Here is an 18,661-nt window from a genome sequence, read left to right as displayed (position 1 = left end):
ATCCTCAGGGGCCGATGGCTATCTGCGACGGCGGGCTGTTGTCGGTTCGCTGGGCGCTGGAGCCTAGCGTCTTGATGATGGTGCTCTGCAGTCGCTGGCACAATTGTGGATCGGACAATGGCTGGTTATTCGAGTCGGTGAGTACGAAGACGTCATCCACGCGCTCGCCCAGCGTGACGATCTTGGCGTTCTGAACGCTGATTTCGAAGTCCAGAAAGATCTTGCCCATGCGCGCCAGCAGGCCGGGCCGGTCCGGCGCAGACAGCTCGAGAATCGTATGCTGACCGCTGTGATCATTGAAGATGGTTACCTCCGGGTCGAAGGCGAAATGTTTCAACTGGCGCGGGACGCGGCGCTGAATGATCGATGGATAATCATCCGGTTCCGACAGCGCCTCGATCAGGCCGTGCTTGATCTGGCGAATGCGCTCGGGGTTGTCACCAATGGAGCCGCCATCCGCGTCGAGGACGATATAGGTATCCAGGCTGAAACGGCTGGTCGACGTGATGATCCGCGCGTCCTGAATGTTCAGGTTGAGCTGATCCATCGCTGCGGCGGTTACGGCGAACAGGTCGTTCTGCTCGGGCGTGTAAATGAATATCTGCGTAGCGCCTTCGAACTCGCGTTGTGCGGTTTCCCGCATCAGAACCAAGGGCCCGTTTCGGTTTGGATGCTGCGCGATGGCTTCGGTATGCCAGGCGACATCGCTGGCGGTGTGACGCAGGAAATAGTCTTCGCCCAGCTCGGACCACAGAGCTTCGGCATCATCTTCGTCGACGCCGGCACGAACCAGGATATCCACGGCCGCCTGCTGCGTTTGACGAATCTGCTCCTCGCGGTCCGGCGGGTTCTCCAGTCCGCGGCGCAGCGCCCGCTTGGTTTCGGTGTACAGCTGGCGCAGCAGCGAGGCACGCCAGCTGTTCCATAGCGTCGGGTTGGTCGCGTTGATGTCGGCGATGGTCAGCACATAGAGATAATCCAGGCGCACCTGATTGCCCATCTTCACCGCGAAGTCGTGGATGACGTCGGGATCGGATATGTCCTTGCGCTGTGCGGTGGTGGACATCAACAGATGATTTTCCACCAGCCAGCCGACCAGATGCGAATCCCAGGCAGGCAACTGATGCCGTTGGCAGAAGGCTTCCGCATCCACCTTTCCGAGTTCGGAATGATCGCCGCCGCGGCCCTTGGCAATGTCGTGGTACAGCCCGGCGATATACAGCAGGTCTGGCTTGGGCAGACGACAGAAGATCCGCCAGGCCAGCGGATACTTCTCCTGGTAATCCGGGCGCCCCAGCTTGCGCAGGTGCTTGATCAGGTTGAGCGTGTGCGCATCGACCGTATAGATATGGAAGAGGTCGTGCTGCATCTGGCCGACAATCTTGCCGAACTCCGGCAGATAGCGACCGAGTATGCCGTAACGGTTCATGCGCCGCAGATTACGGTGAATGCCTTCCTGGCAGCGCAGCAGCTCGATGAACAGGCTGGTGTTGCGGATGTCACTGCGGAACTTGTCGTCGATCAGGTGGCGATGGTCGCGCAATAGCCGGATGCTGTCGGCGCGCACGCCACGGATCTCCGGGTTCTGTGCCATCAGCACGAAAATTTCCAACAAGGCGAAGGGCGTGCGCTTGAATACCTGCGGGTGGGTCACTTCGATGTAGTGATTGCGTACCCGGAAGCGGGCGTTCAACGGACGGATGTCTGCTGCCTCTGCGTTGCGCAGGAGGATCTCTTCGAAATGCTGCATCAGCAAGTCGTTGAGTTCGGAGAGCGACATCACCACACGATAATATTTCTGCATGAAGCGCTCGACGGCGAGCTTGGCGTCGCTGTCTTCATAGCCGAGCAGTTGTGCCAGGGTACGCTGGTGATCGAACAGCAGGCGATCCTCGGCGCGACCGGCCAGCGTGTGCAGGGCGAAACGAACCTTCCACAGATAGGCGCGTCCCGACGCGAGGATGTTGTACTCGGGCTCGTTGAGAAAGCCCTGGTCGACCAGTTCGCGCAGATCGTTGGTGCCGAAGTGCCGCAGCGCCACCCAGCCGATGGTCTGGATGTCACGCAGCCCGCCCGGGGAGCTTTTCACGTTCGGCTCGAGGTTGTACTCGGTGTCGTTGAACTTGGCATGGCGGGCCTGCTGCTCGGCGCGCTTGGCGCGGAAGAATTCGGCATCGCTCCACATGTGCTCTGAGCTGATCGCCTGCATCATCGCCTGGCGTAGCGATTCGGCACCGGCCAGAGTGCGCGATTCCATCAGGTTGGTGATGACGGTGATGTCGGCCCGCGCTTCCTGCGCACAGTCTTCTACCGATCGAACGCTCTGTCCGACCTCCAGACCGATATCCCAAAGCAGCATGAGAAACTGCTCGATCGAATCGCGATAGCTGTCGGCATTGCCTTCGCGCAGCAGAATCAGCAGGTCGATATCAGAATGCGGGTGCAGTTCGCCACGGCCGTAGCCGCCCACGGCGAGCAGCGCGATGCCCGGATCCGATGCGCAGGCGAGGCGGTTCCAGGCCTGCGAGAGAATCTGATCGATGAACCAGGCACGATCATGGATAAGCTTGTGGATATCCCTTCCGCCGGTAAAGCGCGCCTGCAGGACGGAATCCGCCTGAGCGATGGCTTTCTTGAAAGCAGCGATGGGGCTGCTTTTCAGTGCCAGTTCAGCTTGAAACTGACCTGGATCGAACAGTTCGGTATCCACAGCTACCCCCTGCAGTGACGACGAGCAACACTTACTGGAAGGATTCTTCCTGACGACGGGTAAGCACTTCGTATCCGTCCGCCGTTACCAGAATGGTGTGCTCCCATTGCGCGGAAAGCTTGCGGTCCTTGGTAATGGCAGTCCAGCCGTCGCCAAGCAAGCGAGTATCGGGCCGACCCTGATTGATCATCGGCTCGATGGTAAAGGTCATGCCTTCCTTCAGCTCCATGCCGGTGCCGGCGCGGCCGTAGTGCAGCACCTGCGGGTCTTCATGGAACACCTTGCCGATGCCATGACCGCAGTACTCGCGTACGACGCTGTAGCGATTGGCATGGGCGTGATCCTGGATGATCTGGCCGATGTCCCCCAGTCGTGCGCCCGGCTTGACTACCGAGATGCCTTTATAGAGGCATTCCTGGGTGACGCGGCTCAGGCGTTCCACCCATTCCGGGGTCTCGCCGACAATGAACATTTTGCTGGTATCGCCGTGATAACCATCCTTGATCACGGTGATGTCGATATTCATCGCGTCGCCGCTTTTAAGCGGCTTCTCATTCGGAATGCCGTGGCAGACAACGTGATTGATCGAGGTGCAGATGGACTTGGGGAATGGAATCCGATCGGGCGCACCGCCATAGTTGAGCGGGGCCGGAATGGCGTTCTGCACGTTGACAATATAGTCATGGCAAATGCGGTCGAGCTCTTCGGTGGTCACCCCGGGCTTGACATGCTCGCCGATCATTTCCAGCACCTCGGCCGCCAGGCGGCCGGCCACGCGCATGCCGGCAATATCTTCCGCAGTCTTGATGGTTACTGTCATGAAGGCTCTCTCACTCTAGAACGGCGCCGCAAGGCACGCAGGCTGAACAAACGAGAGAGTTTACCAGACAAGCAGCCCGCTGTTGAGCGGCTGCCGCAAGTCCGGAGTCGGGCCGCTCGGCATGTCGAACTTTTCTCGCCGGTCGCGATATGGTATAAAGCGCCGCGCCTGAGATAACGCGACCGCGTCAGGCGAAACTTGAAATCCGCACACGTATCGACACAGTGCCCTGGGTGCCCTTCGGGGTTGGACACTGGGATGCGTGGAGGCCCAACCCGACTTTATGATGGAGTTATCATGACCCAAGTCTCTATGCGTGACATGCTGAAGGCCGGTGCGCACTTCGGCCACCAGACCCGTTATTGGAACCCGAAAATGGGCAAGTTCATTTTCGGCGCCCGCAACAAGATTCACATCATCAACCTGGAAAAGACCATGCCGATGTTCCACGAAGCCCTGAGCTTTGTGGAGAAGCTGGCCGCCGGCAAGAACAAGCTGCTGTTCGTCGGCACCAAGCGTGCTGCCAGCAAGATCATTGCTGAAGAAGCGAGCCGCGCAGGCATGCCCTACGTTGATCATCGTTGGTTGGGCGGCATGCTCACCAACTACAAGACCATCCGCCAGTCGATCAAGCGTCTGCGCGACCTGGAAGGCCAGGCTCAGGATGGCACCTTCACCAAGCTGACCAAGAAAGAAGCCCTGATGCGTTCGCGCGATCTCGAGAAGCTTGATCGCAGCCTCGGTGGTATCAAGGACATGGGCGGCCTGCCTGACGCGCTTTTCGTCATCGACGTTGAGCACGAGCGCATCGCTATCACCGAAGCCAACAAGCTCGGCATCCCGGTCATTGGCATCGTCGATACCAACAGCAGCCCGGAAGGCGTCGATTACGTCATCCCCGGCAACGACGACGCGATTCGCGCGATCAAGCTGTACGCTGCTGCGATGGCCGACGCCGTATTGCGTGGCAAGAACAACGGTGGTGGTGCTGACGAGTTCGTCGAAGAAGAAGCACCTGCTACCGAGGCCTCTGCGGGCTAAGCGGGATTTCGGCGCGCTATTGCCGTATCGAAAAGGGGGCTATGCCCCCTTTTTGCAATATGCTCAACGCACCATGAACGACCTGTCCCGCAGCACCGGGGCAGTAAAGAATCAAGCCATTCGAGAGGAATCATTCATGACACAGATCACTGCAGCCATGGTCAAGGAACTGCGCGAGCGTACCGGCCAGGGCATGATGGAATGCAAGAAGGCTCTGGTTGCCGCCGATGGCGATATCGAAAAGGCGATCGACGACATGCGTGCCTCCGGCGCGATCAAGGCCGCGAAGAAGGCTGGCAACATTGCCGCTGAAGGGGCAATCGCAGCCAAGGTCTCCGCCGACAATAAGACGGCGGTCATCATTGAAGTCAATTCGCAGACCGACTTCCTGGCTCTCCAGGACGACTTCAAGGCCTTCGTCAACGCCAGCCTGGAAAAGGCTTTCGAAGCGGGCTACACCGACGCTGCCCCGCTGGTTGCGGATCAGGAAAGCGCACGCGAGGCACTCGTGGCCAAGACCGGTGAGAACGTGAATATCCGCCGTCTGGCCCGTGTTGAGGGCGACGTGATCGGCGCCTACCTGCACGGTCACCGCATTGGTGTGGTTGTCAATCTGAAGGGCGGCAACGAGGAATTGGCTCGCGACATCGCCATGCACGTAGCGGCCAGCAATCCGCAGTTCGTCGATCCTTCCCAGGTCTCCGAAGAAGCTGTGGCCAAGGAAAAGGAAATCTTCCTGGCGCTGAACGCGGACAAGATTGCCGGCAAGCCCGACAACATCGTCGAAAACATGGTCAAGGGCCGCATCAACAAGTTCCTGGCCGAAGCGAGTCTGGTCGAGCAGCCCTTCGTCAAGGATCCGGAAATCAAGGTTGGTGATTTGGCCAAGAAAGCCGGTGCCGAAGTCGTTTCTTTCATCCGCTTCGAAGTGGGCGAAGGCATCGAGCGCGCCGAAACCGACTTCGCTGCTGAAGTCGCTGCTCAGGTCGCTGCCTCCAAGCAGTGATAGTGTCCGTTGACCGCGGCACTGCAGACGCTCCGCGGGGGCGTCTGCAATATGGTCTTCCAGAGGCTTCCCGCGCAGGCGTGAAGCCTCTTTTTTGAAACACTGAACAAGTGGCCATCAGCACGGTCTTGGTGGAACTCGTTGAGTTTTTCTCCCTTTATCGCAGGAGAGTGAATCGATGGCCCAGGTACCCAGCAGCCGCCAGCCCAAGTACAAGCGGATCCTTCTCAAACTCAGCGGTGAAGCGCTAATGGGTACCGAAGATTTCGGTATCGACCCGAAGGTGCTGGATCGCATGGCTCTGGAAGTCGGCCAACTGGTCGGCATCGGCGTCCAGGTTGGCCTGGTCATCGGCGGCGGCAACCTCTTCCGCGGCGCCGCGCTGCACTCGGTTGGTATGGATCGCGTTACCGGCGACCACATGGGTATGCTGGCTACCGTCATGAACGCTCTGGCCATGCGCGATTCGCTCGAACGCTCGAACATTCAGACGCGTGTCATGTCGGCCATCACCATGGAAGGCGTCACCGAACACTACGACCGCCGGAAGGCGATGCGCTACCTGGCTGGTGGCGACGTGGTAATATTTTCGGCTGGCACCGGTAACCCGTTCTTCACCACTGACACGGCGGCTTGCCTGCGTGGCATCGAAGTCGACGCTGATCTGGTACTCAAGGCGACCAAGGTCGACGGGGTGTACAATGCCGACCCAATGAAGGATCCGAACGCCCAGCGGTTCGATACGCTCAGCTATGACCAGGTGCTGGACCTGAAGCTGGGCGTCATGGACCTTACCGCGATCTGTCTGATCCGGGATCACAAGATGCCGCTACGGGTTTTCAACATGAACAAGCCCGGCGCGCTGCTCAACGCAGTGGTAGGAAGCGCCGAAGGAACTCTGATCGAGGGCTAATCGATGATCAATGAAATCAAGAAAGATGCGCAGGAGCGCATGAAGAAGTCGGTCGAGGCACTTGACCACGCGTTCGCCAAGATTCGCACCGGCCGTGCTCATCCGAGCATTCTGGACAGCGTCATGGTGTCCTACTACGGTAGCGATACACCTCTGCGCCAGGTGGCTAACGTGAACGTGGAAGACTCTCGCACCCTGGCCTTGACAGTTTTCGACCGCAGCATGATTCAGGCTGTCGAAAAAGCCATCATGACCTCTGATCTGGGCCTCAACCCGGCAACCGCTGGCACCACCATCCGTGTGCCGATGCCTGCGCTGACCGAAGAGACGCGCAAGGGCTTTACCAAGCAGGCGCGCTCCGAATCCGAGAACGCCCGGGTAGCTGTACGCAATATTCGTCGCGACGCTCTGAGTCAGTTGAAGGACCTGCAGAAGGAAAAGGAAATCAGCGAAGACGAGGAACGTCGTGCAGCCGACGAGGTCCAGAAGTTGACTGACAAATACATCGCCGAGATCGACAAGGCGCTGGAAGCCAAGGAATCGGACCTGATGGCCATCTGAGCCATCGTTCCCCATTGACTCATGAATGATATGACAACAGCTGGTCGTCCGCCGTCCGTTCCCCGCCATGTGGCCATCATCATGGACGGAAACAACCGCTGGGCGCGCAAGCGCTTTCTACCTGGTGTCGCCGGCCATAAGGCTGGTGTCGACGCTGTGCGTGCGGTCATCGAAGTCTGTGCTGAAGAAGGCGTCGAAGTGCTGACGTTGTTCGCCTTTTCCAGCGAAAACTGGAATCGACCCGCCGACGAAGTGGGCGCGCTGATGGACCTCTTCCTCAGCGCGTTGCGTCGCGAAGTGCGCAAGCTTGCGGAGAACGATATCTGCCTGCGAATCGTTGGCGACCGCTCGCGATTCTCGCCTGAATTGCAGAAGGCCATGGCCGAAGCCGAGGCGCTCACAGCCGACAGCTCGCGCCTGACCCTGGTGGTAGCAGCAAATTATGGTGGTCAGTGGGATATCACTCAGGCTGCACGTCGCCTGGCAATCGAAGCTCAGGCCGGCCGGCTCGACGCCGCGGCGATCGACGAGCAGGATTTCCAGGAGCGCCTTTGTACTGCCGAATGGCCGCTGCCGGACCTGTGCATCCGTACCGGCGGTGAGCGTCGGGTGAGCAACTTCCTTCTCTGGCAGATCGCCTACGCCGAACTCTACTTTTCGGATCTCTACTGGCCCGATTTCAAGCACGAGGCCTTGCGTGCTGCCTTCGACGATTTCGCCAAGCGTCAGCGCCGGTTCGGCAAGACCAGCGAACAAGTCGCGGCGGAATCCTGATGCTGAAACAGCGCGTCATAACCGCCGTCATACTCGCCCCGCTGGCCATTGCCGGCTTCGTGTTCCTCGAGGGAATGCCTTTCGCTCTGTTCGTTGGTGCGATAGTTGCGCTCGCCGCCTGGGAGTGGGCACGGCTCGGTGGCGAAACAACGCAGAAGGGGCGGGTCATTTACGCTCTGGCTGTCGCGCTGCTGATGGTCGGTCTGTATCGCGATACCTGGCCGCCTGAATATCTATTCACACCTGCTGCAGTCTGGTGGGTGTTCGCGACTTTCCTCATCATTCGCTATCCGAACGGACGTGGCATCTGGGCCGGGTCAATGGTCTGTCAGCTATTCGGTCTCGTGGTGCTGCTGCCGGCCTGGTACGGCCTGGTCTGGCTGCGTGAGCAGCCGTCCGGCCTGTTGCTCATTCTGGCTGTTCTGCTGTTGATCTGGATTGCCGACATCGGCGCCTATGTCGCCGGCAAGAATTTCGGTCGCAACAAGCTCTTACCCAACGTCAGTCCGGGTAAGACGCGGGAAGGCTTGTACGGCGGTGTGATCTTCACGCAGTTGGCCACGCTGGGTGTTCTTGTCTATCTCGACTGGCCACTGCCTGATCTGCTGCTAGGCCAGTTGGGCGCGCTGCTAGTCGTGCTGTTCTCCGTGGTCGGCGACCTTACCGAAAGCTTGTTCAAGCGTGAACAGGGTATGAAGGACAGCAGCAACCTGCTTCCGGGGCATGGAGGCATCATGGATCGGATCGACAGCCTGACCGCCGCCATACCGGTATTCGCGCTCTGCTGGCTACTGGTCGGGAGCCGTCTTGGGTGACCACTAGCCAAGTCTGCATTCTAGGCGCTACCGGCTCGATAGGAGTCAGTACACTGGATGTCATCGCTCGTCATCCGGATCGCTACGGGGTATTCGCCCTGACCGGCCATAGCCGGATGGATGTGCTTCAGGCTCAGTGCATGGAGCACGATCCGGTATACGCTGTGGTAGCAGACGGTAAACAGGCGGCGGTTTTGCAATCCACACTGCAGTCCGCGGGCAAGCAGACTCGCGTTCTGCATGGTGCCGAAGCGCTCTCCAGCGTTGCAGCGGACGAGCGCGTCGATGCGGTCATGGCTGCCATCGTCGGTGCGGCTGGGCTCGCGCCTACTCTGGCAGCAGTACAGGCTGGCAAGCGGGTCCTGCTGGCGAACAAGGAAGCGCTGGTCATGTCCGGCAGCCTGTTCATGGACGCGGTGAAGGTGTCCGGAGCCAGACTGCTACCCATCGATAGTGAACACAACGCCATCTTTCAGTGCATGCCGCCAGGCTACGCCGATGGCCTAGCCAGCGTTGGCGTGCGCAAGATATTGCTAACGGCTTCCGGAGGGCCGTTTCGCCAATATCCGTTGGACCAGTTAGCTGGCGTGAGCCCGGAACAGGCCTGCGCGCATCCCAACTGGTCGATGGGGCAGAAGATCTCGGTCGACTCGGCCAGCATGATGAACAAGGGTCTGGAGCTGATCGAGGCATGCTGGCTGTTCGACGCCAGTCCGCAGCAGGTGGAGATTGTCGTGCATCCGCAGAGCGTCATCCACTCAATGGTGGAATACGTCGACGGGTCCGTGCTGGCGCAGCTTGGCAATCCTGACATGCGCACCCCGATTGCCCATGCATTGGCCTGGCCGGAGCGCATCGACTCCGGGGTCGCCGCGCTGGATTTGCTGCAAGTTGCCTGTCTGGATTTCGAATCGCCTGATGTCGAGCGCTTCCCTTGTCTACGTCTGGCTCGCGCCGCAGCCGAGGCGGGCGGGACCGCCAGCGCCGTGCTCAACGCGGCGAACGAAGTGGCCGTCGAGGCGTTTCTCAGTCGGCGCATTGGTTTTACCGACATCCCTGTTATCATCGACGACGCGCTCAGCAGCCTGCCGGCGGAAACGGTTCGCGATCTGGACCACATTCTTCAAGCCGATCGGCTTGCGCGCGAGCATGCCGCCACCTGGCTGGCGAACAAAGTTTGACTGGCTGAGGCAGGTCTTTGACCGCCTCGCCCGAACGAGGCGTCAATGGATCTTCTGTTTACCCTTCTTGCGACCATCGTGGCCCTTGGGCTGCTGGTCACCATCCACGAGTATGGTCATTTCTGGGTAGCCCGGCGCTGCGGCGTCAAGGTGCTGAGATTTTCCGTGGGGTTTGGAAAAGCGCTGTTCAGCTGGCGGGACAAGCGCGGCACCGAATACGCGATCGCCGCCATTCCGCTCGGCGGCTACGTAAAGATGCTGGACGAGCGGGAAGGGCCTGTAGATGCATCCGAACTGGACCAGGCTTTCAACCGCAAGGATGTCAAAAAGCGCATCGCGATCGTCTGCGCCGGTCCGGTAGCCAACTTTCTGCTGGCCATCGTCGCGTTCTGGCTGATTGCCGTTATGGGCATCACCACTATCGCTCCGGTACTCGGGCCGGTGGAGCCGGGTAGCGTTGCCGAGCGCGCCGGTCTCGTCGAAGGCATGGAGTTGGTGGAGATCGACGGTGTCGCCACGCCCAGTTGGCATGAGGTGAATCTACAATTGATTCGGCGTCTGGGCGAAACCGGCCGGCTGGAAGTACTAGCCCGCGAAGCTCCGGATAGTGCAGCGCAGAACTATACATTGATGCTTCAAGACTGGCTGCGTGGAGCAGACCAACCTGATCCGATCGAGGCCCTGGGGCTGACGTCCTGGCAGCCGGCGGTTGAGCCACGTATCGGACAGATAAGCCCGGACGGCGCTGCGGAGGCGGCGGGCTTGCAGGAAGGCGATCTGATCCAGGCTATCAACGGCGAGCCGGTGCAGGACTGGGTAAGGCAGGTGGTCCCGGCGATCCAGGGAAGCGCCGGTGAGTCGTTGCGGTTGACCGTCGAACGGGACGGTGACACGCGGATGATCGAAGTGACGCCACGTGTCCGGGAAAACGACGGCCGCAGCGTAGGCTTCATCGGAGCAGGCGTCGCTTCGTTCGACTGGCCGGAGCACATGGTTCGCAGCATCGATTACAACCCGCTGGTAGCGATACCGGTCGCGCTGGGCAAAACCTGGGACATGACGGTCCTGACCCTCGAGTCGCTGAAGAAAATGCTCACTGGCCTGGTCTCGGCAAAAAACTTGAGCGGCCCGATAACCATTGCTAAAGTGGCGGGCGCTTCCGCCAAGTCCGGTCCAGAAAGCTTTCTCAGCTTCCTCGCCTATCTGAGTATCAGTCTGGGCGTACTGAACCTGTTGCCGATTCCAGTCCTTGATGGCGGTCACTTGGTTTATTACGTCGCTGAATGGATTCGGGGCAAGCCGCTGTCGGAGCGTATTCAGGCCTGGGGTTTGCAGATCGGCCTGACACTTATCGTTGGTGTGATGGTATTTGCCATCTACAACGATATCAGCCGTTTGGGCTGATCGAGAAGGCAGTGAAAGCCGAGCTGTCGTAAGGTAGCGGCGGCCAATTATTTCAACCAGTCAGTCAGAACGGATTTCATGAAACGTTACCTATTGCCTGCGCTACTGATGATTCTCCTGGCGCCGGAAGTTTTTGCAGATTCCTTCCGGATCTCCGACATTCGCGTCAATGGGTTGCAACGTGTCTCGGCTGGTAGCGTGTTCAGTGCTTTGCCGCTGAATATTGGCGACGAGGTGGACGATCAGGAGTTGGTCGATGCTTCGCGCTCGCTGTTCCGTACCGGCTTCTTCCAGGACATTCAGCTCGGCCGTGAAGGCAACGTGCTGGTGATCAACCTGGTCGAACGTCCTTCCATTTCCTCGATCGAGCTGGAGGGTAACAAAGCGCTGAAGAGCGAGGACCTCCTCGAAGGTCTGCGCGCTGCCGGTCTCGCGGAGGGCGAGATATTCCAGCAGGCCACACTGGAAGGTGTGCGCAACGAGCTGCTCCGCCAGTACGTTGCCCAGGGTCGCTATTCTGCCGACATCGAAACCGAAGTCGTTGCCGAGCCGCGTAACCGGGTAGCGCTGCGCATCATCGTCGATGAAGGCCAGGTTGCCTCGATCAAGCACATCAACGTCGTCGGTAACACGGTGTTCCCCACCGAGGAGCTGGTCGACCTGTTCGAATTGAGTACCTCCGGTTGGTTCTCATTCCTGCGCAACGATGACAAGTACTCGCGTGAAAAACTCTCCGGCGATCTAGAGCGCCTGCGTTCCCACTACCTGGACCGCGGTTACATCAACATGGATGTAGCCTCTACTCAGGTATCGATCACCCCCGACAAGCGCAACGTCTATATCACCGTCAACATCAACGAAGGCGACCGCTATACCGTTCGGGACGTCAAGCTTTCCGGTGACCTGAAAGTAGATGAAAGCGAAGTCGAGCGGTTGTTGCTGGTCGAGCCGGGCCAGGTGTTCTCGCGCCAGGTAATGACCGCCAGCAGCGATCTGGTTACCCGTCGCCTGGGTAACGAGGGATATACCTTCGCCAACGTCAACGCGATTCCTGAAATCCACGAAGACGACCGTACCGTGACGGTTACTTTCTTCGTTGACCCGGGTCGTCGCGCCTACGTTAACCGCATCAACTTCCGCGGCAACACCAAGACTGACGACGAAGTCCTGCGCCGTGAAATGCGGCAGATGGAAGGCGGCTGGGCCTCGACTCATCTGATCGACCAATCCAAGGTGCGACTCGAGCGCCTCGGCTTTTTCAAGGAAGTCGACGTGGAGACCGTACCGGTTCCCGGTGCGGAAGACCTGATCGACGTGAACTACTCCGTCGAGGAGCAACCATCTGGTTCGATTACCGCGAGTATCGGCTTCGCGCAGGGTACTGGTCTGATTCTTGGCGGCTCGATCAGTCAGAACAACTTCTTCGGCACCGGCAACCGGGTGAGCGTCAGCGCCAACCGGTCCGAGTACCAGACTTCGCTGTCGTTCGGCTTTCTGGATCCTTACTTCACGGTCGACGGGGTCAGCCTGGGATACAACGCCTTCTACCGGACCACGGACTATGACGAGCTCAACGTCGACATCTCCAGTTACGCGGTGGACTCCTATGGCGCTGGTTTCAACGTCGGTTACCCCATCAGCGATACTTCGCGCCTGTCCTTCGGACTGAACGCACAGCAGGACGATATCCAGACCGGCACCTATACCGTGCAGGAAATCGTCAGGTTCCTTGAGGAGGAGGGCGATTCCTTCACCAACTTCAAGTTGAATGCCGGCTGGTCGCAGTCAACGCTCAATCGCGGTGTGTTTCCTGATCGGGGGTCGTCGCAAAACCTCAATGTGGAGTCCACCATTCCGGGAAGCGATCTGAGTTTCTACAAGGTCGACTATCGCGGTCAGAAGTTCCTACCGGTTAGCGAAGCATTGACCCTGCGCATGCATGCGAACCTGGGTTACGCCGGGAGCTTCGGTGATACTGGCCGAGTACCTTTCTACGAGCATTATTATGCTGGCGGTATCGGCTCGGTGCGGGGTTTCCGCGACAGCTCGCTCGGCCCGCGCAGCACACCGGCGACGATCGATCCAGACCGCGATCAGCTACCCTTCGGTGGCAATATCAAGGTCACCGGTGGCGCGGAACTGATTTTCCCCGCACCGTTCGTCACTGACCAGCGATCGCTGCGTACTGTGCTGTTCGTCGACGTGGGTAATATCTTCGATACAGAATGTGAAAACACTCAGCTGCTGAATGGCCGTGAGAATCCGGGCTGTGGTAGCGTAGATGCCGGTCAGTTACGTTACAGCGCCGGTGTTGGTTTGTCATGGCTGACCGCTCTGGGCCCGCTCGGGTTCAGCCTAGCGATGCCCTTGAACGACGAAGCGGAAGACGACACCCAGGTTTTCCAGTTCACCTTGGGTCAGACGTTCTGAAGCTGACCCCTCTCACATTACAAAACTCAGGAGCAGTTGAAGGTGCGTAAGTTAATTAGCGTTGCAGCAATGTCCTTGATGGTGCTCGCCAGCTTCCCAGCTGCTGCCGAAATGAAAATTGCCGTGCTCGATTATCAGATGGCACTGGTAGAGTCCGATGCCGCCAAGCGTTACTCCGCCGATGCCGAAAAGAAGTACGGCACTCAGGTGCAGCGTCTGCGCAACCTGGAGAGCGAGGCCAAACGCTTGCAGGAGCGTATGCAGCAGGACGGTGAGAAGCTGGATCAGACCGAAAAGGAAAAGCTCGATCTGGAGTTCCGCCAGAAAGCACGCGAGTTCCAGTCTCTTTCCCGCGAGCTGAACGAACAACGCGCCAAGGACGAGCGGCAGGTCGTCGAAACCCTGCGTCCCAAGCTTGAAGAAGCGGTTCAGGCTATCATCCAGTCGGGCAATTACGATCTGGTTATCGACCGCAGCGCGGTGGTGGACGTCAAGCCGGACTTCGATATCACCCGCCAGGTCATCGAGCGCCTGAACAGCGCCCGCTAAACCATGGCTGACACTCGCCTTTCCCTGTCGCAACTGGCCGAAGTGCTTGACGCCCGGCTGGTTGGTGACGGCTCCCTGCCGATTACCGGACTCTCTACGCTGGCTGACGCAGGCCCTGACCAGCTGAGCTTCCTGGCGAATGCACAGTACCGCAAGCTTCTCGCTACGACTCGCGCGGCGGCGGTGCTTTTGCGCGAGGCCGACGCTGAAGGTTTTGGCGGCAACGCCCTGATCGTCAGCGATCCGTATCTTGCCTATGCCCGGCTGTCCCATAGATTCGATCCCAAGCCGCGTCCTGCTGCAGGCATTCATCCGACCGCGGTAGTCGCTGACGACGCAACGGTGCATCCCGAGGCGTCAGTGGGTCCCTTTGTGGTGATCGAGGCCCAGGCTGAAGTGGGCGCGGGCGTCACGCTCGGTGCGCACTGTCACGTCGGCGCGCGCTCCCGGATCGGCCAGGGCGGCTGGCTCGCGCCGAGGGTCACGCTGTATCACGATGTACGGATCGGCGCTGGGGTAGTGATTCAGTCCGGCGCGGTCATCGGTTCGGAAGGTTTCGGCTTCGCCAATAGCGGCGGTCGATGGGAAAAAATTGCGCAGATCGGTGGTGTCACCATTGGCGACGACGTGGAGATCGGTGCGAATACCGCCATCGATCGCGGCGCTCTCGCCGATACCGTCATCGGCAACGGCGTCAAACTCGACAATCAGATCCAGATCGCGCACAACGTGCAGATCGGTGACCACACCGCCATGGCGGCCTGTGTGGGGATTTCGGGCAGTACCAGAATCGGCAGCCACTGCATGATCGCCGGGGGCGTTGGCATGGTCGGCCACATCGAGGTCTGCGACAATGTTTTCGTCAGCGGCATGACCATGGTCACCCGCTCGATCACAGAACCAGGCGCTTACTCCTCCGGGACGGCCATGCAGCCTGCGGCTGAATGGAGGAAGAGCGCTGCGCGGATTCGGCAGCTGGATTCGCTGGCCAAGCGGGTGCAGCAAATGGAGAAGCAGCTGGCGGCAGTGACTCCAGCTGCGCAGGATTCTTCAGAGTCCTGACCGGCGCTGCGGCGCACCAATTTCACTGCAAGGCTTGCCTACATGGACATCAACGAAATCAAAGAATACCTGCCCCACCGGTACCCGTTCCTGCTGGTGGATCGGGTGGTGGAGCTGGATCTCGAGAATCGCCGCATTCGGGCCTACAAGAACGTATCGGTTAACGAGCCTTTCTTCAACGGACACTTCCCGCAACATCCCATCATGCCTGGCGTGCTGATCATTGAAGCAATGGCTCAGGCCGCTGGTCTGCTCGGCTTCAAGATGATGAATGTGAAGCCCTCGGATGGAACGCTGTACTACTTCGTCGGCTCGGACAAGCTGCGCTTTCGCCAGCCTGTCGTGCCGGGTGACCAGTTGCAGCTCGAGGCCCAGCATCTCAGCAACAAGCGCGGCATCTGGCGGTTTTCCTGCCGCGCGATCGTTGGCGCGCATGAAGTCTGCGCTGCTGAAATCATCTGCGCGGAACGCAAGATATGAGTCGGATTCATCCTCAGGCAATCGTCGATCCGGCCGCTCGGCTGGCTGATGATGTCGAGGTCGGGCCCTGGACTCTGATAGGCCCGGACGTGGAAATCGCTGCTGGGACGGTCATTGGTCCGCATGTCGTGATCAAGGGGCCTACCACGATCGGACAGGGCAACCGGATCTTCCAGTTCGCCTCGGTCGGCGAAGACTGCCAGGACAAGAAGTACCGCGGCGAGCCGACCCGGCTGGTGATCGGCGATAACAATATCATCCGCGAAGGTTGCACCCTTCATCGCGGTACGGTGCAGGACCAGGGCATTACTTCCATCGGAAGTAACAACTTGCTCATGGCATACGTTCACGTGGCTCACGACTGCGTCGTCGGTGACAACATCATCATGGCGAACAACGCCACCATCGCCGGACACGTACATGTCGGTGACGGTGCCATCCTTGGCGGCTACACCACGGTGCACCAGTTCTGCCGGCTTGGCGCCTGGTCGATGAGCGCGGCCAACAGCGCCGTGTTCAAGGACATCCCCGCATTCGTCATGGTCGGCGGAAATCCCGCCAGCGCCCACGGTATGAATTTCGAAGGCATGCGTCGTCGCGGCTATAGCCCTGAGCTGGTCGCTTTGCTGCGCCGTGCCTACAAGACCGTGTATCGTCAGGGGCTGACGTTGCAGGAAGCGTTGGCTGCGCTGGAAGACAGTGCTTCGCAATTTGCTGAAATAGCGCTCTACCGCGACTCCATTCTGGCATCAACTCGCGGCATCACCCGCTAACCCATGGCTGGCCCCAGCGCATCCGTTCGTTCCCCCCTGTGTATCGCTCTGGTAGCCGGTGAAGCATCCGGCGATACGCTGGGGGCGGGCCTGATGCGCGCGCTCAAGCGCGATTACCCTGACGCGCGGTTCATCGGAATAGGCGGGCCGCGCATGATCGCTGAGGGACTCGTCAGCCAGGTGCCTATGGATAGGCTTTCGGTCATGGGGCTGGTTGAAGTGCTCGGCCGGCTGCGTGAGCTATTGGCAATCCGCAAGGACCTGATCGAATTCTTCAAAGCGCAGAATCCGGATGTGTTCATCGGCATCGACGCGCCGGATTTCGTTCTGAACATCGAGAAAAAGCTACGGACTGAAGGCGTTCCCACCGTGCACTACGTTAGTCCCTCGGTGTGGGCATGGCGCGAGAAGCGTGTGTTGGGCATCCGCCAATCTACCGATCTGATGCTAACGCTGTTTCCCTTCGAGGAAGACGTGTACCAGCGGCATGGTGTGCCGGTGCGCTGCGTGGGTCATACCCTGGCGGACCAGATTCCGTTAGCGCCGGATCGCAACGCGGCTCGCGCCACTCTCGGGCTGCCTGCTGACGCGCGTGTGATCGCATTGATGCCGGGCAGTCGCAACGGCGAGCTACGCAAGCTTGGCGGCTTGTTTCTGCAAACTGCCGCCTGGTGCGCCGAGCGTCGACCAGAGTTGCGCTTCATCATGCCGTGCGCCAACGCCGATCGAATGGCTCAGATGCAGGCGATCGTCGCCGAGAGTAACGTCGATATATGGCTGCAGCTGCTGGATGGGAAGTCGCACGAGGCGCTCGCGGCCTGCGACGCTGTCCTGATTGCCTCGGGTACCGCGACGCTGGAAGCCATGCTGTTCAAGCGCCCAATGGTCGTGGCGTACCGCATGGCTGGTCTGACCTTCCGTATACTCAAGCGGCTGGTCAAGGTGGGGCATGTATCGTTGCCCAATCTGCTGGCTCGACGCGAAGTAGTTCCGGAGTTTCTGCAGGACGCCGCCACGCCGCAAGCGATGGGCCAAGCCTTGTTGACGCGCCTGGATCCCTCCCCGGAGCGGGAGCAGGCGCAAGCTACCTTCGCTGAACTGCACCATCTGTTGCGTCGTGACGCGGACCGCGCTGCGGCCGACGCAGTGATAGAACTGATGAGAGAGAAGGGTCGTCTGGCATGAACCAAGTCATCATGGAATGGGTATTGCCCGAAGGCCAGCTGGTCGCGGGCGTCGATGAAGTGGGCCGTGGTCCGCTGTGCGGCGCTGTGGTGACTGCGGCTGTGATCCTGGATCCGCTACGTCCGATCGAAGGCTTGAACGATTCGAAAAAGCTCACCGAGGCCCGTCGCGAGGAGCTTTTTCCGATCATTCAGGAGAGGGCGATTGCCTGGTGCATCGCCCGGGCCGAAGTCGAGGAGATCGACCAGCTCAATATTCTCCACGCCACCATGCTGGCGATGCAGCGGGCCGTGCTTGGCTTGTCGGTCCAGCCCGACCGGGTATTGGTAGACGGCAACCGCTGTCCGGTATTGCCGATGCCCAGCGAGCCAGTGATCAAGGGTGATGCCCGCGTGCCGGCCATCGCAGCTGCCTCCATTCTCGCCAAGGTCGCCCGCGACCGGGAGATGTGCGAGCTCGATCTGGTGTACCCTGGCTATGGATTGTCCAGCCACAAGGGCTACGCGACACCCTTCCATCTGCAGGCGCTGGCCGAACTCGGGGCCACCGTCATCCACCGTCGCTCTTTCGCGCCCGTGCGGCAGGCTCTCGGATTGGAAGTGCTGTCGGAGCAGGACGAAGAGCAGTTGGAGACGGCGTCTTTGCTGGTCTGATTGGCTGGCGTATGACTCTTGTTGGGTTCCTTTGGCGTCGGCTGAGTCTGTGCCAGGCACGGTCGAGGCGACAGAGCACGCCGATACCCGGCAAGTACGTCCTGAGCTCGTCGATCGCACCCATGCGATCGACGGTCGGCTTAGCCCCGCCGCCTCGACCGTGCCGCTTGTTCCGCGGTAGAGCATGATTCTCAACTACACGTCTTTCAGCCACACTGGTGTCTGAACGAGCGGATCGTCCCCCGGCAGGGGGAGCAAGTCTCCAAAACATGGATGTTTTGGTGAAGCCTCCAGGGATCGCCGG

The 18,661-nt window shown here is 59.8% G+C and carries 17 protein-coding genes; 15 read left to right on the top strand and 2 right to left on the bottom strand.

Annotation, left to right across the window (positions count from 1 at the left end):
• Positions 1-4 precede the first annotated feature (4 nt).
• Complete coding sequence (locus tag BLT85_RS10840) at positions 5-2,710, bottom strand: [protein-PII] uridylyltransferase (RefSeq protein WP_093394475.1); 2,706 nt, start codon at positions 2,708-2,710, stop codon at positions 5-7.
• A 31-nt stretch (positions 2,711-2,741) separates the two neighbouring features.
• Positions 2,742-3,530 carry a type I methionyl aminopeptidase gene (map, locus tag BLT85_RS10835; RefSeq protein ID WP_093394472.1) on the bottom strand — a complete coding sequence of 263 codons (789 nt, stop codon included), beginning with the start codon at positions 3,528-3,530 and terminating at the stop codon, positions 2,742-2,744.
• A gap of 297 nt (positions 3,531-3,827) precedes the next feature.
• Between map and rpsB the strand changes: the two genes are divergently transcribed.
• From rpsB to rnhB, 15 genes are all read left to right on the top strand, one after another.
• On the top strand, positions 3,828-4,571 hold the full coding sequence (gene rpsB, locus BLT85_RS10830; RefSeq protein WP_093394470.1) for a 30S ribosomal protein S2: 744 nt from the start codon (positions 3,828-3,830) through the stop codon (positions 4,569-4,571).
• Between the two features lie 136 nt (positions 4,572-4,707).
• A complete protein-coding gene (tsf, locus tag BLT85_RS10825) occupies positions 4,708-5,577 on the top strand; it encodes a translation elongation factor Ts (protein WP_093394468.1) in 870 nt (289 codons plus the stop codon).
• A gap of 178 nt (positions 5,578-5,755) precedes the next feature.
• Positions 5,756-6,490 carry a UMP kinase gene (pyrH, locus tag BLT85_RS10820; RefSeq protein ID WP_093394465.1) on the top strand — a complete coding sequence of 245 codons (735 nt, stop codon included), beginning with the start codon at positions 5,756-5,758 and terminating at the stop codon, positions 6,488-6,490.
• A gap of 3 nt (positions 6,491-6,493) precedes the next feature.
• Positions 6,494-7,051 carry a ribosome recycling factor gene (gene frr, locus BLT85_RS10815; RefSeq protein ID WP_093394462.1) on the top strand — a complete coding sequence of 186 codons (558 nt, stop codon included), beginning with the start codon at positions 6,494-6,496 and terminating at the stop codon, positions 7,049-7,051.
• 30 nt (positions 7,052-7,081) lie between these two features.
• Positions 7,082-7,825, top strand: coding sequence for a polyprenyl diphosphate synthase (uppS, locus tag BLT85_RS10810; protein WP_172829830.1), 744 nt, complete (start codon positions 7,082-7,084; stop codon positions 7,823-7,825).
• Positions 7,825-8,640, top strand: coding sequence for a phosphatidate cytidylyltransferase (locus BLT85_RS10805; RefSeq protein ID WP_093394456.1), 816 nt, complete (start codon positions 7,825-7,827; stop codon positions 8,638-8,640). Before uppS ends, BLT85_RS10805 begins: the two co-directional genes overlap by 1 nt.
• Positions 8,637-9,821: a 1-deoxy-D-xylulose-5-phosphate reductoisomerase gene (gene ispC / locus BLT85_RS10800; RefSeq protein ID WP_231701465.1), complete on the top strand. Its 1,185-nt coding sequence runs from the start codon at positions 8,637-8,639 to the stop codon at positions 9,819-9,821. The genes BLT85_RS10805 and ispC overlap by 4 nt, the downstream gene beginning before the upstream one ends.
• A 45-nt stretch (positions 9,822-9,866) precedes the next feature.
• The gene (gene rseP, locus BLT85_RS10795) at positions 9,867-11,225 is read left to right on the top strand and encodes an RIP metalloprotease RseP (protein ID WP_093394453.1); all 1,359 of its coding nucleotides are present in this window, start codon (positions 9,867-9,869) and stop codon (positions 11,223-11,225) included.
• A 78-nt stretch (positions 11,226-11,303) separates the two neighbouring features.
• On the top strand, positions 11,304-13,655 hold the full coding sequence (gene bamA, locus BLT85_RS10790) for an outer membrane protein assembly factor BamA (protein WP_093394450.1): 2,352 nt from the start codon (positions 11,304-11,306) through the stop codon (positions 13,653-13,655).
• A 42-nt stretch (positions 13,656-13,697) separates the two neighbouring features.
• Entirely contained in the window at positions 13,698-14,204 is a 507-nt protein-coding gene (locus BLT85_RS10785) for an OmpH family outer membrane protein (protein ID WP_093394447.1), read from the top strand.
• Between the two features lie 3 nt (positions 14,205-14,207).
• On the top strand, positions 14,208-15,266 hold the full coding sequence (gene lpxD / locus BLT85_RS10780) for a UDP-3-O-(3-hydroxymyristoyl)glucosamine N-acyltransferase (RefSeq protein ID WP_093394444.1): 1,059 nt from the start codon (positions 14,208-14,210) through the stop codon (positions 15,264-15,266).
• 42 nt (positions 15,267-15,308) lie between these two features.
• Positions 15,309-15,746 carry a 3-hydroxyacyl-ACP dehydratase FabZ gene (gene fabZ / locus BLT85_RS10775; protein WP_093394440.1) on the top strand — a complete coding sequence of 146 codons (438 nt, stop codon included), beginning with the start codon at positions 15,309-15,311 and terminating at the stop codon, positions 15,744-15,746.
• Positions 15,743-16,519 (top strand): acyl-ACP--UDP-N-acetylglucosamine O-acyltransferase, encoded by a 777-nt coding sequence (lpxA, locus tag BLT85_RS10770; RefSeq protein WP_093394437.1) that lies wholly within the window; start codon positions 15,743-15,745, stop codon positions 16,517-16,519. Before fabZ ends, lpxA begins: the two co-directional genes overlap by 4 nt.
• A gap of 3 nt (positions 16,520-16,522) precedes the next feature.
• Positions 16,523-17,704: a lipid-A-disaccharide synthase gene (lpxB, locus tag BLT85_RS10765; protein ID WP_093394435.1), complete on the top strand. Its 1,182-nt coding sequence runs from the start codon at positions 16,523-16,525 to the stop codon at positions 17,702-17,704.
• A gap of 11 nt (positions 17,705-17,715) precedes the next feature.
• On the top strand, positions 17,716-18,357 hold the full coding sequence (rnhB, locus tag BLT85_RS10760; RefSeq protein WP_407920175.1) for a ribonuclease HII: 642 nt from the start codon (positions 17,716-17,718) through the stop codon (positions 18,355-18,357).
• The last annotated feature ends 304 nt before the right edge of the window (positions 18,358-18,661 follow it).

This window comes from Halopseudomonas xinjiangensis (assembly GCF_900104945.1).
Lineage (GTDB): Bacteria > Pseudomonadota > Gammaproteobacteria > Pseudomonadales > Pseudomonadaceae > Halopseudomonas > Halopseudomonas xinjiangensis.
Note: the sequence above shows the minus strand (reverse complement) of the source record. Positions and strands in the feature narration are given on the sequence as shown.